Annotated in this window: 14 protein-coding genes and 1 pseudogene; 2 read left to right on the top strand and 13 right to left on the bottom strand. The window is 37.4% G+C overall.

The features are described from left to right. Nucleotides 1-329, top strand: a pseudogene (locus tag BEN26_RS14235) (ISNCY family transposase); the annotation flags it as partial. Nucleotides 330-617: 288 nt separating this feature from the next. Here BEN26_RS14235 and acnA read toward each other — a convergent pair. Beyond that, a complete protein-coding gene (acnA, locus tag BEN26_RS03415; protein ID WP_069800879.1) occupies nucleotides 618-3,326 on the bottom strand; it encodes an aconitate hydratase AcnA in 2,709 nt (902 codons plus the stop codon). 250 nt (nucleotides 3,327-3,576) lie between these two features. On the opposite strand from acnA, the gene BEN26_RS03410 reads away from it, so the two are divergent. Further along, on the top strand, nucleotides 3,577-4,332 hold the full coding sequence (locus BEN26_RS03410) for an IclR family transcriptional regulator (RefSeq protein ID WP_069800881.1): 756 nt from the start codon (nucleotides 3,577-3,579) through the stop codon (nucleotides 4,330-4,332). On the opposite strand, the gene BEN26_RS03405 is transcribed toward BEN26_RS03410, so the two are convergent. From BEN26_RS03405 to BEN26_RS03350, 12 genes are all read right to left on the bottom strand, one after another. After that, nucleotides 4,333-5,154 carry a DUF92 domain-containing protein gene (locus BEN26_RS03405; protein WP_069800883.1) on the bottom strand — a complete coding sequence of 274 codons (822 nt, stop codon included), beginning with the start codon at nucleotides 5,152-5,154 and terminating at the stop codon, nucleotides 4,333-4,335. Between the two features lie 383 nt (nucleotides 5,155-5,537). Continuing rightward, nucleotides 5,538-7,220, bottom strand: a complete 1,683-nt coding sequence (ilvD, locus tag BEN26_RS03400) for a dihydroxy-acid dehydratase (protein WP_069800884.1) — start codon at nucleotides 7,218-7,220, stop codon at nucleotides 5,538-5,540. Between the two features lie 38 nt (nucleotides 7,221-7,258). Beyond that, the gene (locus BEN26_RS03395; protein WP_069800886.1) at nucleotides 7,259-8,161 is read right to left on the bottom strand and encodes a dihydrodipicolinate synthase family protein; all 903 of its coding nucleotides are present in this window, start codon (nucleotides 8,159-8,161) and stop codon (nucleotides 7,259-7,261) included. Between the two features lie 14 nt (nucleotides 8,162-8,175). Further along, nucleotides 8,176-9,171 (bottom strand): C-terminal binding protein, encoded by a 996-nt coding sequence (locus BEN26_RS03390; protein ID WP_069800888.1) that lies wholly within the window; start codon nucleotides 9,169-9,171, stop codon nucleotides 8,176-8,178. A 37-nt stretch (nucleotides 9,172-9,208) separates the two neighbouring features. Then, a complete protein-coding gene (locus BEN26_RS03385) occupies nucleotides 9,209-10,105 on the bottom strand; it encodes an AEC family transporter (RefSeq protein ID WP_069800890.1) in 897 nt (298 codons plus the stop codon). A 6-nt stretch (nucleotides 10,106-10,111) separates the two neighbouring features. Next, a complete protein-coding gene (dgoD, locus tag BEN26_RS03380) occupies nucleotides 10,112-11,260 on the bottom strand; it encodes a galactonate dehydratase (RefSeq protein ID WP_069800892.1) in 1,149 nt (382 codons plus the stop codon). 4 nt (nucleotides 11,261-11,264) lie between these two features. Continuing rightward, on the bottom strand, nucleotides 11,265-11,915 hold the full coding sequence (locus tag BEN26_RS03375; RefSeq protein ID WP_069800894.1) for a bifunctional 4-hydroxy-2-oxoglutarate aldolase/2-dehydro-3-deoxy-phosphogluconate aldolase: 651 nt from the start codon (nucleotides 11,913-11,915) through the stop codon (nucleotides 11,265-11,267). Nucleotides 11,916-11,930: 15 nt separating this feature from the next. Further along, the gene (locus BEN26_RS03370) at nucleotides 11,931-12,896 is read right to left on the bottom strand and encodes a sugar kinase (protein ID WP_069800896.1); all 966 of its coding nucleotides are present in this window, start codon (nucleotides 12,894-12,896) and stop codon (nucleotides 11,931-11,933) included. Nucleotides 12,897-12,950: 54 nt separating this feature from the next. After that, on the bottom strand, nucleotides 12,951-14,228 hold the full coding sequence (locus tag BEN26_RS03365; protein ID WP_069800898.1) for a TRAP transporter large permease: 1,278 nt from the start codon (nucleotides 14,226-14,228) through the stop codon (nucleotides 12,951-12,953). Nucleotides 14,229-14,232: 4 nt separating this feature from the next. After that, nucleotides 14,233-14,748 carry a TRAP transporter small permease gene (locus BEN26_RS03360; protein WP_069800900.1) on the bottom strand — a complete coding sequence of 172 codons (516 nt, stop codon included), beginning with the start codon at nucleotides 14,746-14,748 and terminating at the stop codon, nucleotides 14,233-14,235. Nucleotides 14,749-14,853: 105 nt separating this feature from the next. Continuing rightward, complete coding sequence (locus tag BEN26_RS03355; protein WP_069800902.1) at nucleotides 14,854-15,900, bottom strand: TRAP transporter substrate-binding protein; 1,047 nt, start codon at nucleotides 15,898-15,900, stop codon at nucleotides 14,854-14,856. Between the two features lie 107 nt (nucleotides 15,901-16,007). Then, on the bottom strand, nucleotides 16,008-17,036 hold the full coding sequence (locus BEN26_RS03350) for a substrate-binding domain-containing protein (RefSeq protein ID WP_069800904.1): 1,029 nt from the start codon (nucleotides 17,034-17,036) through the stop codon (nucleotides 16,008-16,010). Nucleotides 17,037-17,410: the final 374 nt, after the last annotated feature.

The following is a 17,410-nucleotide window of genomic DNA, read 5'->3' as shown; positions in this document are numbered from 1 at the left end:
CGCAATTTGGTAAGGTAATGGCTGAACTCGGTATAACTCATATCAAAGCAATGACCCCGCAAGCCAAAGGGCGTATTGAACGTCTTTGGGGTACTTTTCAAGACCGTTTAGTTATCGAACTTCGATTACTTGGTATTTGCACTTTGGAAGAGGCCAATCGAGTACTTCCAGAACTGATCCAAAAACATAATCAAACTTTTGCTATTAAACCCCAGGAAGCTGGGTCTGCCTACCGTCCTCTACCTGAGGGGATGAATTTAGAGTATATCTTTACTGTTCGAAGCTACAGACAAATTGGGTCAGGCCAAACCATTTCCTATAATGGGAAGTGGCTCCCTTTGGTATGCTGACCCGTTAGAGCACCCCTACAGGGGTGTTTTCCCCTGTAGGGTCAGTATTGGGTTTCCAAAGGGAGCAGAGCCTCGCCGTCAAGGGTGGGTGGATATTATATACTAATACGCTAATAATTAACCAAGGAATATGACATTTTCATAGAACAATTAAGGTGACATTTTCACTGACGATTGACATTTTTAATTCCAAGGTTTCTGACGATGAAAATAGGGAGACCAAAAACAGCCTCCCTACTTGGTATAAATTTGGGTTTTCCCCAAAAACTATTGACGTAATTGACGTAACACAGTTTGTAGGATCCCACCATTGCGATAGTATTCTACATCTACTACACTATCTAAACGAGTTAATACTTCAAATTCAAATTGGCTGCCATCTTCACGTGTTCCTACAACCTTTAGCATTTGGCCAGGTTTTACATCATTGTCTAAACCAAGAATATCAAAGGTTTCTGTGCCATTAAGATTTAAGGATTTCCAGCTTTGACCGTCGACAAATTGAAGTGGTAATACACCCATACCAACCAAATTACTACGATGAATTCGCTCAAAGCTTTCAGCAATGACTGCTTTCACGCCTAAAAGGTTCGTTCCTTTTGCCGCCCAGTCACGGGAACTTCCAGTACCATATTCCTTACCAGCTATAACGACCAATGGAATTCCAGAAGCTTGATACTTCATTGATGCATCATAGATCGACATCACTTCATTGTTTGGTAGATATTTGGTTACTCCTCCTTCTGTTCCTGGAGCAACTTGGTTACGAATACGGATATTTGCAAAAGTACCTCTCATCATCACTTCATGATTACCACGACGGGAACCATAGGAGTTAAAGTCTTTTGGATCCACTCCATGTTCAATTAAATACTTACCAGCAGGACTATCTTTCTTAATATTCCCTGCAGGTGAAATATGGTCTGTAGTCACAGAATCACCAAGTAAAGCAAGTACTCTTGCTCCTTTAATTTCTTGAATATCGTCAAGCTCTGGGCTTAACCCTTCAAAGAATGGAGGATTTTGAATATAGGTCGATCTTTCATCCCACTCATAAAGTTTTCCTTTTGGAACCTCAATTTTGTTCCAACGCTCATTTGCTGTAAAGACTGAGCTATATTGTTTGCGGAAGATTTCTGGATTCATTGATTTAACGATCGCCTCTTGAATTTCTTGATTTGTCGGCCAAATATCTTTTAAATAAACAGGCTGATTGTTTTGATCATAGCCAATTGGATCTTTTGTTAAATCAATATCTACCGTTCCAGCTAACGCATAAGCAACAACTAATGGTGGTGAAGCAAGGTAGTTTGCTTTTACTTGTGCATGAACACGTCCTTCAAAGTTACGATTGCCTGAAAGGACAGAAGCAACCGTTAAGTCATTTTCTTCAATTGCTTTACTTACTTCATCTGGCAAAGGACCACTGTTACCAATACATGTGGTACAACCATAGCCAACAATATCAAAACCTAATGCTTTAAGGGATTCCATTACTCCAGCATTATTTAAATAGTCAGCAACGACTCTTGACCCTGGAGCTAATGAACTTTTAACATAAGCTGGTTTTCTTAGTCCGCGTTCAACAGCTTTTTTGGCAACAAGTCCAGCACCTAACATTACACTTGGGTTAGATGTATTGGTACAGCTAGTAATGGCAGCGATTACAACAGATCCAGTGCCCAACTGAGTCTTTTCGCCATTTGGATGAGTTACTTCAACTGTTTTCTCAATGTCACTATCAGAAAGGCCTAAACCACCTTTATCAATCGGGTTACGAATCGCTTTATTCCATGCTTCCTTCATCTGAGCCAACTCAATGCGATCTTGAGGACGCTTTGGACCTGCTAAGCTAGGAACAACAGTAGATAGATCGAGTTCAAGCGTATCTGTAAAAACTGGGTCTTCCATTCCATCAGTACGGAACAAGCCTTGTGCTTTTAAATAGGCCTCAACAAGATTAATTAACTCTTCATCACGGCCTGTTAGTCTAAGATAATTTAAGGTTTCATGATCTACTGGGAAGAATCCCATAGTTGCACCGTATTCAGGAGCCATATTTGCCACTGTTGCACGGTCAGCAAGACTAATATTACTTAATCCATCCCCATAGAATTCAACAAATTTTCCAACAACGCCTTTTTTACGGAGCATTTCGACAACAGTTAGTGCTAAATCGGTTGCTGTCGCTCCCTCTGCTAATTGACCTGTCAACTTAAAACCAATTACATCTGGAGTGACAAAATATAAGGGTTGACCAAGCATTCCTGCTTCTGCTTCGATACCGCCAACACCCCAACCAACGATTCCTAAACCATCGATCATAGTGGTATGGGAGTCAGTACCCACTAAACTGTCAGGGAAAACAATCGTTTCACCATTTTCCTCTTTTGTCTGAACCACTTTTGCCAAGTACTCAAGGTTTACTTGGTGGATGATCCCTGTTGCTGGCGGTACAGCTCGGAAATTATCAAATGAATCTTGTGCCCAACGCAAAAATTTATATCTTTCTTCATTACGTTCAAATTCAATGTTCATATTGTATTCTAATGCATCTTCACTACCAAATCGATCTACCATGACAGAATGATCAATGACTAGATCTACAGGTACTAATGGGTTAATTTTTTCAGGATCCCCACCTACATCAGCCATCGCTTTGCGCATCGCTGCTAAATCAACGACTGCAGGGACACCGGTAAAATCTTGTAATACAATACGAGCTGGTTTAAATGGAACTTCTTTATCCTTTCCAGCCCCTTTGTCCCAATTTGCTAGTTGCCTTACATGTTCTTCTGTAATTGCTTTTCCATCAACTTGACGTACGGCTGCCTCAAGCAATACCTTGATGGAAAATGGAAGTTTGGATACCTGTCCTATTCCTTTTTCTTCAAGGGCTTTGAGAGAATAGTATTTGTACGTTTTATCTCCTACTTGCAATTCGGAACGAACAGTGAACACATCTTGGTTTGCCATAACCGCTTTCCCTCCCTGATTAAACTTTGAAAAGATTAGTTTTACTGTATGAAACTAAGTTTCTTTTCTATCTGTATCGACTATATTATACATGTTTTTTGGCAATTCGGACATATCTTTTTTTTCATAATTTTTATTTTTCCAATATTCTTTACGCTTTTATATCGTTTCTGTATAATTTTTATTAGTGAAAACTAAATTTTATACTATAAAACTTAGTACTCAATTGATAGTGATTGGAGCGAACGAAATGGAAGGGCAACCATCGGAAAAAAAATCAACGGTTCGGGCAGTAGAACGTTCATTAGATATTCTTATGTGTTTTGTGGACGAAACAGAATTAAGTCTAACTGAAATAGCAAAACGAATCGCTCTCCATAAAAGTACGGTATTTCGATTACTTCATACGCTAGAACAAAAAGGGTTTTTAATTCGCAATCCAGAGACAGAAAAATATCGTTTAGGCTATCGAATCTGGGAACTCTCTTCAAATCTAATGGGATTAAACGACCCTGCCACTCTTTTATTACCGGAAATGGAGCAATTAAGAGACTTACTTGGAGAAACGATTAGTCTATATGTTAGAGATGGTTATGAGAGGATTAGAATTCAGTCAGTAGAAGGAAATCAATCGATTCGTAGAGTTGCCCCAATTGGTGCAAGGATGCCTCTTTCCGTTGGTGCCTCGAGTAAAATTCTACTTGCTTATGAAGATTTAATAACTAAAGAAAGTCTTCTGAAGCAACTTGAAACATTGTATGGCATAAACACCAATCTCTTTAAACAACTTCTAGAAAAAATAAAACAAAATGGTTATGCTACTAGTTTTGAAGAACGAGAAACAGGGGCAGCCGCGATTTCCGTCCCCATTTTTAACCGTTCTGGCAAATTAGTTGCAGCCCTTTCAGTGTCAGGTCCAATCAATCGGCTAACTCTGACTAAAATGAAGGAAATGGTTCCAATCTTAAAAGAAACCGCCGTCAATATGGGAAAAAAGGTGAGGTAACTATGAAAATCTTCCTATCATCGATAAAAGGATAGCCAATCCGCTTCCAAAGACTGAACTAACAAAATTGACCAGATCATTATTCATCCATCGCCAGCCATGGTGATGGATAGTTTTCTTATGGCAATGTTCTTCCTTTTCTGTTACCTTCCCGCATACTTGACAGAGATAATGTGCTTGAACAGTTGCTCCCAATACACTATCAAATAGTGCCCCAGCAACTCCACTTAAGCCTGTAATTAGCAAAAAAGGAACCGACCCGATGACTAAGGAACGATGTTCAATCCATAAGAGGAGCAATGCTATAATACTAATAAAGAAGGAACCACTGATAGAGCCAACCACGCCTAATGCAGAAACCGCTCCAGATGTCCCTTTCTCTACCTTCTTTCCATTTAAAATAAAACGTGGTTTTACTTTACTTAATACCCCAACTTCTGTTGCCCAAGTGTCTGCATTGACTGTGGCAATCGTGGCCACAAAGCCAATATAAATCCAGTCATCTTGTAAAAAGTAGCCTAAGATTGCTAAAATTGCAGCCCATCCCCCATTCGCTAATGCTTGCCATACATCCCTATTCCCTGTTTTTTCAAAAACTTCTGCGATCGGATCTTTTTCTCTTTTGCGGTAGAAGGATAGCAGACTTGAAGAAACAAAAAAGAAGATGAGTAAAAGATACCAACTCATTTGTTGCCCAAAACCAAAAATAGTAGTTCCAGTTAAAACTGCACCAACCACTCCACTTTTGGACAATGCTTGCTTTTTAAACCCTATATAACCAGCGATAGAACTAAATAAAAATCCTAAGATAAACATTTTCATTTGTGTTTCTCCCTTCTACCCGTTAACACTTATCTCACTTTATTAATTCAAACTAATTGTCTATTCTATTAGTCTATCTATCTAAAATAAAAGATTTTATCCCAAGGTTAGACATCAACTGCTTTAGCTCTTCAGCCATCATTTCATTCGTTCTAAAATCACTAAATCACTTGAACATTCACTCCACCCATATCCCAATCTATCATAAGAAATGACGGATGTGAACTGAGCGACTTTGGGTTGAACTAATCTTAAAAATCATTAATTATTTCATTAACAGTAAAAATCCGCATGAAACCTTGGCTATTGCTATAATTTGGATTATATATAGCCAAACATGTTATCATGCGGAAAAATGTAAGCGTAAATAGCTTAAGGATGTTTTATTTTCTTGTAGGTATAACTGCACCCTTTGATGCTGATTCTACATTATTACGATACTGAAACAAGTATCCAGTAACATTTTCATTAAAATTATATCTTTTATCCGATTTCATACGTGCGCTAAAATCTACATCCAGTGCATCAATTCGACCTTTATTAACATCTACAGAAATAAGATCTCCATTTTTTAAATATGCTATTGGTCCATTATCTGCGGCTTCTGGGCAAATATGCCCGACAAAACAACCATTATTAGAACCAGAGAATCTCCCGTCTGTAATCACACATACTTTATCTCCTAGGTTCATTCCTACCAAAAGTTTCATAGCCTTATACATTTCAGGCATTCCGGGTCCGCCTTTAGGTCCTTCATTCCGTATTACAACAACTTCTCCCTCTTTTACTTCACGGTTTCTAATTCCTATAAGTGCCTCTTGCTCACTTTCATAGATTCTCGCAGGCCCGGTAAAGCTTAGCGCATTTTCGGGGATAGCTGATGGCTTCGTAACTGCACCATCTGGAGCTAAATTCCCATTTAAAATGGCAATTCCTCCATGTATATGTGCCGGTTGATCGATAGTATGGATGACATCATGGTTATAGTTTTTACATGTCTTTAAGTTTTTCCCAATTGTTCTAGTTGTACAGGTCAGGCAATCTAAATTTAACTGCTCCTTTAATTCGTACATTACAGCCTGAACACCACCAGCTTCATAAAAATCTAGAAGTGTATATTTTCCAGCAGGAATCATTGCTACAAGGTGAGGAATATTTTTACTGATTTCGCCAAACTCAAAAATATCCATATCAATCTCTGCTGCATAGGCTAATGCCAAAAGATGTAAAACAGTATTTGTAGAACCACCAATAGCAGAATTTACTTTAATTGCATTTTCGATTGCTTTTTTGGTAACGATATCTTTGATATGGATATCTTTTTTAATTAGTTCCATAACCGTTTTTCCGCTTTCATAGGCTACACTCAAACGTCTACTATATACGGCGGGAATAGCTGCACTGCCAGGCAGAGATATTCCCATTGCTTCAGCAAGGCAACTCATCGTGTTTGCTGTTCCTAGCATTGCGCATGAACCGATTGTTGGAACAGCATTATTCTCTATCCAGTCGAATTGTTCTTGATCAATAATTCCGGCCTTCAAGGCGCCTTCTGACTGCTGAATAAAGGAATGATCGATAAATTCGCCGCCATATGGGTTTCCTTCTACCATATGTCCTGGCAATGTTGGACCTCCGTTAACAAAAATTGTCGGAAGGTTTACCCGCATTGCACCAATCAGCATTCCTGGAATAATTTTATCGCATGATCCCAAAAGGACAAGACCATCGAGCCTGTGTGCCTCCACCATAGCCTCGATATCATTTGCGATCATTTCTCTAGTGGGCAGGATATATTTCATTCCCTTATGCCCCATCGCAATACCATCGCATGCGCCGATTGTACCAAACTCTACAGCCATACCTCCCCCAGCTGAAATCCCCTCTTTCACCCGCTGAGTCATTTGTTTTAAAATTGCATGTCCCGGGCATATTGAGTTAAAAGAATTTACGATTCCAATAATTGGCTTTTTTAATTCATCGTCACTGAAACCGCTGGATTTATAAAGAGCTCTTACATTTGCCCATTCCGGACCCTCTAAAATATCGCGACTCCTCCAAAACATGTTTTTACCCCTTTTTCTGAATGTTATAAACAAATAGATTAAATCAAAGATGCATATTTAAGAATGGTTAGTAATTCTTGCCTCTTTTCCTCACTTAAAGGTCTAGCAGGCGGTAAAACATAAGTAGAAATATCAATTCCTCTCATTTTTGTCGCTTCTTTAACCACGTTCACAAAAGGGGAATCTAACTTATACATTAGCGGTAAGAATGCTAATCTTTGATGTAATTCAATCGCCTTCTTAAAATCTTTATTTTGAAAGGCTTGGTAGATACCTATAGTTAATTCTGGCGCAAAATTTCCACTAGCCGAAATCGCCCCATCACCACCAAGTGAAAGGGTATTTAATAAATGATCATCAAAACCAGCCAAGACTGAGAAGTATGGATATTTTGTTTTAACTTTTAATATCATCTCACGAATATGCCCTGCAGTATCTACGGTTTCTTTGATACCAACAATATTGGGGTATTTTTCAACTAGCTTTAAAACGATCTCTGGGGTTAGATCCTGTCCTGTTAAATTTGGGAAATTATACAGAAGAATTGGAAGCTCTGTATTGTTTGCTATATCGCCATAATGATCTAATAAATTCCTATCAGTTAATGGCCAATAATAAGGGTTAATTATAACAACACCGTCTGCTCCAATTTCTTTAGCATGTTGATTTAATGCTATTGTTTCACGAGTATTTGTTCCGCCTGTTCCAATTAAGACAGAGACTCTTCCATTGACATAGTTTGTAGCGAATTCAGCAACTTCTTTACGCTCCTCAAAAGACATTTGGCTGAATTCTCCACCACTACCTAAGAAAAATAGTCCGTTTACTCCTGATTCGATTAAGAAATCAATAAGTCTTCCCATTCCTTGGCGGTCAAGCTGTAATGAATCATCAAAAATCGTTGACACCGGAGGGATTACACCATAGAACTTCCTTTCCATTCTCCTCACTTCCCCTACTCTTTATCTTTTAGATCTAGCTTATTTCTTAATTCCCGATTGACTAAATAAGTTGGGAAATATCCAGATAATACATCTGCAACGTTCTGAGCTGTCTTACGTTTTAATTCAATTTCAGACTCCTCCGAGTACCAGGCTACGTGAGGAGTAATAATTACATTTTCCATTTTCAAAAGTGGATTATCTTCTTGGATTGGCTCGAATTCTAATACATCTAATCCTGCTCCCGCAATCTTTCCTTCTTGTAATGCACGAATTAAAGCTGCTTCATCAATAACAGATCCACGGGCCGTATTTACAATAAATGCTTCTTTTTTTGCAAGATTAAATTGCTCATCACTAATCATGCCTCGAGTACTATCCATCAGTGGAGCATGGACCGATATGTAATCTGATTGTTTAAAGAGATCATTTAATTCAACAAGCTCAACGTTAAGACCTTTTGCTACTTCTACTGGAACATATGGATCATACGCTATGATATTTAAACCAAATGCTTGGGCTTTCTTTGCTAAGGTTTGTGGAATTCGACCTAATCCTACTAATCCTAATGTTCTTCCTCTTAAACGGAAAACAGGTTTCCCTAAATTGAAATTCCAAACGCCATTTTTCACTTCATGATTTAACTTTACTACTTTACGTGCAAGTGCCAATAATAAAGCAAAAGCATGATCCGAAACCTCATCCATGGAATAATCGGTTACGTTACCAACAACAATTCCTTTTTCAGTAGCCACATCCAAATCAATTGTGTTGACGCCTACACCATAGCGAGCAATGACCTTACAATTTTCAAGGTTTTCAATTACTTTTCGTGTGATTGGTGCATATTGATTGATAATTCCATCTGCATCTTTACATGCTTCAATGACCTCTTCTTCTGTCTTACATTGAACAGCGACAAATTCCACATCTAAAGAAGCGAGTACTTCCTTTTCTGGCTCAAGTGTTTGAAACTCAAAATCTGTAACGACAACTTTAAACTTCTTCAAACTTTTCCAACTCCTTAAAGTAAAATTTTCATCTCCATTAGCCTAATAAATAAAGCAATGGGGAAATGGTTAAAATGCTAAGTAATGTTGTAATGAGTGTGATACTAGAAACCAATTCAGGCTCTGTATCGAATTGTAAAGCATACATCACTGTGTTCACCGCAGAAGGCATGGCAGATGTGATCACCAAAACTTTTTCAAGTAAAGGATCCATCGTCATAAATTGAACGATGAGATAAGCAATCAAAGGGGACAAGAACAGTCGAATAACAACACCAACCGTAACCTTTTCCCACTGAAAATCCTTTAGTTGAATAACTGCAAGCTGCATACCTAAAATCAGCATCACAACTGGAATCGTGGCATCTGCCACTAAATCAATTGCAGATAATATATTTTGGGCGATTGGAACATGTAACAATTGAAATCCGATTGCGATCACTACTGCATATGTGGTTGGCATTGCCAAAACCGATTTTACTGCTGTTTTTATTCCTGCTTTTCCTCTGGCAGCATAATAAACACCAAAGAAATTCATCATGATGGCATGTAATACTAATAAAGAAACCGAATAATGGAATCCAGCCGTACCATATGCAAACAAAATAATCGGTGCACCGTAATTCCCTGAATTCATGAAAGCAGTAGATAAAATCAAACCACTTTCCACAGAACGAGGAGTTTTCCGAATTAAGGTATATCCTTTCGTAATGAAAATAAGTAAAAACATGAGAATAAAAGAAAAAATGACAATGTTCATATATTGGATATTCAGTTGCGTTTTATAAAAAGTTAGAAATACAAGACCGGGAATCAAGATATAGAGTGCAAAAGTTGAAATCGCCCGAATGTCTAATTTTTTCCATTTTTGAAACCCGAACCCGGCTATGAAAATCAGGAGTACGGGCAATACGACCTCAACAAATATTTTCATCTGTTATTACCACTCAGCTACCGTTCCATCGGCATGTCGCCATACTGGATTTTTCCAGTTGTGTCCAACCTCTGCCATCTTCTTTACGTATTCCTCATTTACTTCAATCCCTAAACCAGGTCTTTCAGGAATTTTTACAAACCCATCCTTATATTCGAAAACAGAACGATCGACAATATAATCTAATAAGTCGTTGTCTTTGTTATAATGAATGCCTAAGCTCTGTTCCTGAATAAACGCGTTATGAGAAACCGCGTCCACCTGTAAAGATGAAGCAAGTGCGATTGGACCGAGTGGACAATGAGGAGCTAATGCAATATCATACGCTTCTGCCATCGTCGCAATCTTACGTACCTCAGTAATTCCTCCTGCATGTGAAAGATCAGGCTGAATAATATCAACATATCCCTCCGCAAGGATTCTCTTATAGTCCCAACGAGAAAACATTCTTTCCCCTGTTGCAATTGGAATATTGGAGTGATTCGCAATATCTCGTAATGCATCAAGATTTTCTGCTAGAACAGGTTCTTCAATAAACATTGGACGGTATGGTTCTAATTCCTTTGCAAGAATTTTTGCCATTGGTTTATGGACACGCCCATGGAAATCAATTCCAACACCAAAATCTTTGCCCCCAACTTCACGGACTGCGGCAATACGTGCAACAGCTTGGTCGATTTTTTCATAGGAATCAATATACTGTAATTCTTCTGTCGCGTTCATTTTAACAGCAGAAAAGCCAGCTTCCTTTGCTGCTCTAGCTGCTTCAGCTACATCATTTGGTCGGTCTCCTCCTATCCAACTATACACACGAATCGAGTCGCGAACAGAACCCCCTAGTAACTGATAAATAGGAGCATTATGATATTTCCCTTTGATATCCCAAAGTGCCTGATCAATACCAGAAATGGCACTCATCAGAATAGGGCCACCACGGTAAAATCCCGCACGATACAATACGGTCCAATGGTCTTCAATTTTAAGTGGATCTTTCCCTATTAAATAGTCACTTAATTCAGCAACCGCAGCTTTCACTGTACTTGCTCGACCTTCAACTACTGGCTCTCCCCAACCTACGATTCCCTCATCTGTCTCGATTTTTAAAAATAACCACCGAGGAGGAACAAGGAACGTTTCCATCTTTGTGATTTTCATTAAATTACTCCTCCCCACGAGCTTTCTTTATGAGTTTGACGAATTGTTCAGCAGTTTCTGTTAATACCTCATACCGTTCTTCAGCAATTGCCTGCTTGTTTAGTAGGGTTCCCCCTACCCCAACAGCTACAGCACCATTTTTGATAAATTGCTCGACATTATCTAAGGAAACACCACCAGTTGGCATCATTGGAATATGTCCAAGTGGTCCTTTTAATTCACGGAGGTAATTCGGTCCTAGTGAGCTTGCTGGGAAGATTTTAAGTAAATCCGCTCCAGCTTGATATGCTTTTACAATTTCAGTTGGTGTCATTACACCTGGAATTGATATTTTCCCATAACGAATAGTCAATTCAATCGTTTTTTCATCAATAATTGGTGAAAAAATAAAATCTGAACCTACATCTATTGCTGTTTTTGCAGTTTCTGCATCAAGTACGGTTCCAGCACCAACAAGTACCTTTTCTCCAAATTCCTGTTTTATCTGCTCAATCATTCTAAATACACCAGGAGTGTCAACCGTAATCTCTAATGCTCCAACACCTCCCTCTACAAGAGCTGCAGCAATCGATTTAATCTGGGAAGGTTTTGGTCTACGAATAACAGCCACTAATCCTGAATCCATTAGACGTTGTAAATTTTTTAACTTTTCCACAATAAATACACCTCTTTATCTTTTAACATCTTGTAAATCAGTGCGACCCTTTATCATTTGCTCAACCTCGTCATTAGAAGGAAGACCTTCTACATCACCGTTAACCCCAACAACGATAGCACCAACAGCATTTCCACGTTTTACTGCTTGAGCTAGAGGTTCATTACGTAAAATACCACTAATAACACCTGCAGCAAAACCATCTCCTGCCCCAACAGGGTCAACAATTTGTGTTACTGAAAAGCCTTCTACATAACCTTTCTCATCATCTGTTTGATAATATGCGCCTTTTTCCCCAAGCTTAATAATGATCGTTTTGCCTTTACCAATAGATAATTCATTTGCAATTTCTTCTGGTGTAATCTTTCCAGTCAATAACTCTCCCTCATCTAAACCAGGGAGAATAATATCAGCTGCTGCTGCAATTTTTGTTAATACTTCTTTTGCTTCATCTTTATCCCATAATTTAAGACGAATGTTAGGATCAAAGGAAATGATAACATTATGTTTCTTCGCTATTTCAATTGCCTTAAAAACAGTATCTCGACTTGAATCACTTAAGGCAGGAGTAATTCCAGTTAGGTGGAGGATTTTTGCACTGGCAATATAATCTTCATCTAAATCAGTTGAGTTTATTAAGCTAGCTGCAGAATTTTTACGATAATAGAAGACACGAATATCAGTTGACGAACGTTTTTCCTTAAAAAATATCCCTGTAGGTGCCTCGTTCGTATAAATACAACGTGAAGTATCAACTCCCTCGCCGCGAACAAACTTCTGAATATAGCGACCAAAAGGATCATTACCTAGCTTACTAAACCAACCGACAGTGTGACCTAGTCTTTGTAGACCAATTGCTACATTTGATTCGGCTCCCCCAATCTGCTTTATAAATTTATGATTATATTCTAGAGGAAGCATCTGTTCAGGGTTAAATAGAACCATTGTTTCACCGAATGTTACTACATCGAATCTTTTCATAAATAAAGTCCCCCATATCTATCATTATGTCTATTTATAAAAGAAAACTATTCTTCAGAATAGGTTTGGAATTACCAAAGAAATCCATGGAACGAAAAGCATGATGATTAGCCCAAGTATTAAAGTTAGGACAAATGGGAAGATTGATTTCGATACCCGTTCAATTGAGAGTCCAGAGATACCTGATGCTACAAAAAGATTTACTCCAAGAGGTGGTGTCATCATGCCAATTTCAGCACCAACTACTAGTAGAATACCAAAATGAATAGGATCAACACCTAATTGCGTAAGCACTGGCAAAAATAACGGTGCTAAAATAATAATGATCGACAAAGTCTCCATAAATGTTCCTACAAATAATACGAGTGCAGTGATTAATAAGAGAATAATATATTTATTATCAGACATTCCTAAGATTAGATCAGCTAATTGATTAGGTACTTGATACATGGTAACTAATTTCCCAAATGCCGTTGCAGTACCAAGAATAATCATAACGGAACCTGTAATCATTGCAGATGAAATAAGTGTTTTAGGTAGATCTTTCCATTTTAACTCTTTATATATAAATAGACCAACTATTAAACCGTAAACAACTGCAATAACAGCAGATTCAGTTGGTGTAAATACACCACTATAAATTCCCCCAAGAATTATGACTGGTGCCATTAACGCCCAAAAGGCTTCTTTTGAAGCTTTTAGTAGCCTACTTAAACTAAATTTCACACCAGTACCAACATAACCTCTTTTTTTAGAAGTATAATAAATTAAAATAATCATTAATCCTGCTAAGAAAATACCTGGCACAAATCCAGCTAAAAACATATCTCCAATTGAAACACCTGTCACAACACCATATATAATCATTGGAATAGATGGAGGAATGACGATTCCCAATCCACCACCTGAACCAGCAACAGCTGCTGCAAAATCTTTACTGTAACCTCTTTTGATCATTGCTGGAATCATAATGGAACCAATTGCTGCTACAGTGGCAGGACTAGATCCAGAGATTGCAGCAAAAATAGCGCTCGATAAAATTGTTACAATCCCGAACCCACCTGTAATATTCCCCATCATTTCTTGAGCAACGTTAATAATTCTTTTAGATAATCCACCCGTTTCCATTAAGGCTCCTGCCAAAATAAAGTAAGGAACTGCCATGAGAGGGAATGAATCAACCGCAAGGAATGATTGCTGGGCAATAAATGATGCCGGAATACCTCCAACAAATAACGCAGCAACTGTCGCAATGCCAATTGAAAAAGCAATTGGAATTCCAATTAATAATCCAATAATTAACGTTACACCTAGCACAACTGATGCAGACATATACTCACCCCTCTATCGCTCTTTGAAGTTTTTCTTCATCTGTTAAATCTGTATCACTACGAAAACGTCCTACTATTCCTTGTAGCACACGAAATGCAATTAAGAAAAATCCAAAAGGAATAATTATATACACTAACCCCATTGGTAACTGAACTGCCGGGGATAATTGTCCATGACCAGAAATCAACACAACTAAATTATAGCCATAATAAGCAACCAATAATGAAAATGCAATCCATAGTAAATCAGAAAGTAAACCAAACCATTTTGAAACCGCTCTTGGAAATAATTGATCGATAATTTCAACACGAATATGACGACGGTGTTTTGCAGCCATTGCCGCGGAAATATAAACTAACCATACAAATAAATAACGTGATATTTCTTCAGACCAACCTAATGATAGATGAAAGACAAAACGGGACAAAACTTGTACAAATGTTAATATGACCATTAAAGAGAATAAAACGACGACAATTGATTCTTCAAAATAACGGTCAATCTTTTTAAGTATTGACATCGATATTTTCCTCCCTTCAAAAGGATCCGTATACTTACCCAAATCTTAGAGAAAAGACGGGAAGGGTCGCTTCCCGTCCTATCCTTAAATTTTTCACTCTTAAAATTACTTACTAGCTTCTTCTACAGCAGCTTTTACTTTTTCAATAACGTCTTTACCGATTTTATCAGCGAATTTCTCAACTGCAGGGTCAGTAATAGCTTTCATTTCTGCACGATCTTCTGGAGTCACTTCAGTTACAACCATACCTGCTTTCTTTAAGTCTTCAAGGTATTTTTGATTTGCTTCGCGAACTAATTGTCTCTCATAGTCTCCAGCTTCTTGAGCAGCTTTAACAAGGATTTGTTGTTCTTCTGGAGTGGATTCATCCCAGAACTTTTTGCTCAATAATACAACGAATGGACTATAAACATGATGAGTAGTAGAAAGATATTTTTGTACTTCATTAAACTTTTGTAAGTAGATTGTTGCAACAGGGTTTTCTTGACCGTCAATTGTTCCTTGTTGCATAGCAGTAAACACTTCAGCAAACGCCATTGGAGTTGGGTTTGCACCTAAGGCTCTAAATGCTTCCAAATGAAGTTGGTTTTCCATTGTACGAATCTTTAAATCTTTAAAATCTTTTGCACTAGCAACAGGAACTTTATTATTTGTTAAATCACGGAATCCATTTTCCCAGTAAGCTAATCCTACCATACCTTGAGCAGGTAACTTATCTAATAATTCTTTTGCGATATCGCTTTCAAGTAAAACTTTGTCAGCAACTTCTTCACTTGGGAAAAGAAATGGAATATCAAAAACAGAGAATTCAGGAACAAAGTTTGCAATAGGTGCGGTAGACGGAATTGTCATTTCTTGAGTTCCTAATTGTAACGCTTCCATCATTCCGCGGTCGTCGCCTAATTGGCTACTATGATATGTTTCAAATTTAATAGAACCGTTTGTTTCTTTTTCAACAATTTCTTTCATTTTTAATAAAGCTAAATACTGAGGATGTTTGTCATTAAGACCAATACCAGCACGAATAATCCTTGCTTTCCCAGCCTCTTTACCACTATCTGCTGTTTTGGTTACTTCACTAGACCCACAACCTACAAGTGATAATGATACAAGTACTAAGGCAATCATTAAAGATAATAACTTCTTAAACATAGATAAATTTCCCCCTTGTGTAAGTAATTAGTTATTACTAAAAAACTTTAAGTTATGATGATTATCCGTTTCGTAACCCTTTACAAAATAAAGAACAATATCTTTTGTTAATAATTATCTTTTCTAGCTAATGTTGAATCTCTTAACAGTAATGTTGGCTGAAAACGATAAATTTGTGGCTGTGAATTTTCAATCTCTGTTGTATTAATTCTTTTTAATAGGATTTCAGCAGCTTTCTTGCCCATTTCAAAAGTTGGTTGTGATATTGTCGTTATTGCAGGGTCAAAAATGTTAGCAAACGGAACTTCATCAATGCCGATAACCGACAAATCCTTAGGAATTTTAAACCCCTTTTCTTTTACAAACTTTAGAATCTCCAAAAGGGATCGATCATTCCCGGCAATCAGTGCGGTAGGCGGTTTCTCCAATGTAAACATTTTTTCAAGCCCATAATAAATCCTGTCAATCTCCAGCCCCTTAACATAACTTTCATTTATTGTGAGATTATACTTTTGAAGCGCTTTCTTGTAACCATTTATTCTCTCAATACGTGGAGTTATATTGTTTTCAAGAGTAGGAGTAATAATCCCAATTTTTTGATGACCATTTAGTACAAAATGTTCTACAGCTAACATTGAAGCGCTTTCATTGTCAAGTAAAATTGTATCTACATTAACTTCTTTCACAATTCGGTCAACAAAAACGATAGGATATTGCTCATTAACCATTGATTGGTACAAATCAATATTTCCGCCTGTAGGAAAAATGATTATTCCATCGACCTGCTTTGCTCTTAACATGTTAATATAATTTTGTTCCTTATGCGGATCATCATCTGCATTGCATACAATCACATGGATTTCATTTTCATGACAGGTATCCTCAATTGCACGAATGACTTGGGTCGAAAAAGAATGGAGAATATTCGCAACAATTACACCGATTGTTGAGGTTCGCTTTTGTTTCAAACTACGAGCCACTATATTGGGTTGATAAGCTAACTGACGAATGGCTTGTTCAATCCTCAGTTTTGTTGCTTCCCCCATATAGTCATATCTTTTATTTAAGTACTGAGATACTGTGCTCTTTGAAACATCAGCAAGCTTGGCTACATCGGCCATCGTTACTCTCTTCATAGTAATCTCCCTTAAATAAATCGATTTACTAAATCGGTTTAGTAGCTTTATGATTTTAGTATAATAAAAATGTAAGCGCTTTTCAATACATTTTTTTATACTTTAAGTGAGATTGAGAGTAAATTTATTTTCACTACATTTATATTATCAAAAAAAATTCAATCAGTCGATTGTTTTATGAAAATTTTTTTATAATAAAAATGATAATATAAATCCAAGTTTCACTTATAACTTATCTGTATATAAATCCCTTATTTTTCCATTTCGACTCAATCTTTTTCTAAAAAATGAAAAGTCCGTGAAAATTGCAGCCAATGGAAAATAACTCTTTGTTTTTTTGCCTTTACACTTTACAATGGAAATACAGAGGTAAT

The organism is Tepidibacillus sp. HK-1, assembly GCF_001748485.2.
In the GTDB taxonomy this organism is placed as follows: Bacteria; Bacillota; Bacilli; order Tepidibacillales; family Tepidibacillaceae; genus Tepidibacillus_B; species Tepidibacillus_B infernus.
The sequence above is the reverse complement of the archived record's forward strand: the minus strand, read 5'-3'. Positions and strand labels throughout refer to the sequence as shown.

Bases quoted from the DNA above. Each gene is read 5' to 3' on its own strand.
- BEN26_RS03360 (WP_069800900.1), bottom strand. From the start codon at position 14,748: ATGTCAATACTTAAAAAGATTGACCGTTATTTTGAAGAATCAATTGTC.
- ilvD (WP_069800884.1), bottom strand. From the start codon at position 7,220: ATGTTTTGGAGGAGTCGCGATATTTTAGAGGGTCCGGAATGGGCAAAT.
- BEN26_RS03370 (WP_069800896.1), bottom strand. From the start codon at position 12,896: ATGAAAAGATTCGATGTAGTAACATTCGGTGAAACAATGGTTCTATTT.
- BEN26_RS03405 (WP_069800883.1), bottom strand. From the start codon at position 5,154: ATGAAAATGTTTATCTTAGGATTTTTATTTAGTTCTATCGCTGGTTAT.
- dgoD (WP_069800892.1), bottom strand. From the start codon at position 11,260: ATGAAAATCACAAAGATGGAAACGTTCCTTGTTCCTCCTCGGTGGTTA.
- BEN26_RS03350 (WP_069800904.1), bottom strand. From the start codon at position 17,036: ATGAAGAGAGTAACGATGGCCGATGTAGCCAAGCTTGCTGATGTTTCA.
- BEN26_RS03365 (WP_069800898.1), bottom strand. From the start codon at position 14,228: ATGTCTGCATCAGTTGTGCTAGGTGTAACGTTAATTATTGGATTATTA.
- BEN26_RS03355 (WP_069800902.1), bottom strand. From the start codon at position 15,900: ATGTTTAAGAAGTTATTATCTTTAATGATTGCCTTAGTACTTGTATCA.
- BEN26_RS03395 (WP_069800886.1), bottom strand. From the start codon at position 8,161: ATGGAAAGGAAGTTCTATGGTGTAATCCCTCCGGTGTCAACGATTTTT.
- BEN26_RS03385 (WP_069800890.1), bottom strand. From the start codon at position 10,105: ATGAAAATATTTGTTGAGGTCGTATTGCCCGTACTCCTGATTTTCATA.
- BEN26_RS03410 (WP_069800881.1), top strand. From the start codon at position 3,577: ATGGAAGGGCAACCATCGGAAAAAAAATCAACGGTTCGGGCAGTAGAA.
- acnA (WP_069800879.1), bottom strand. From the start codon at position 3,326: ATGGCAAACCAAGATGTGTTCACTGTTCGTTCCGAATTGCAAGTAGGA.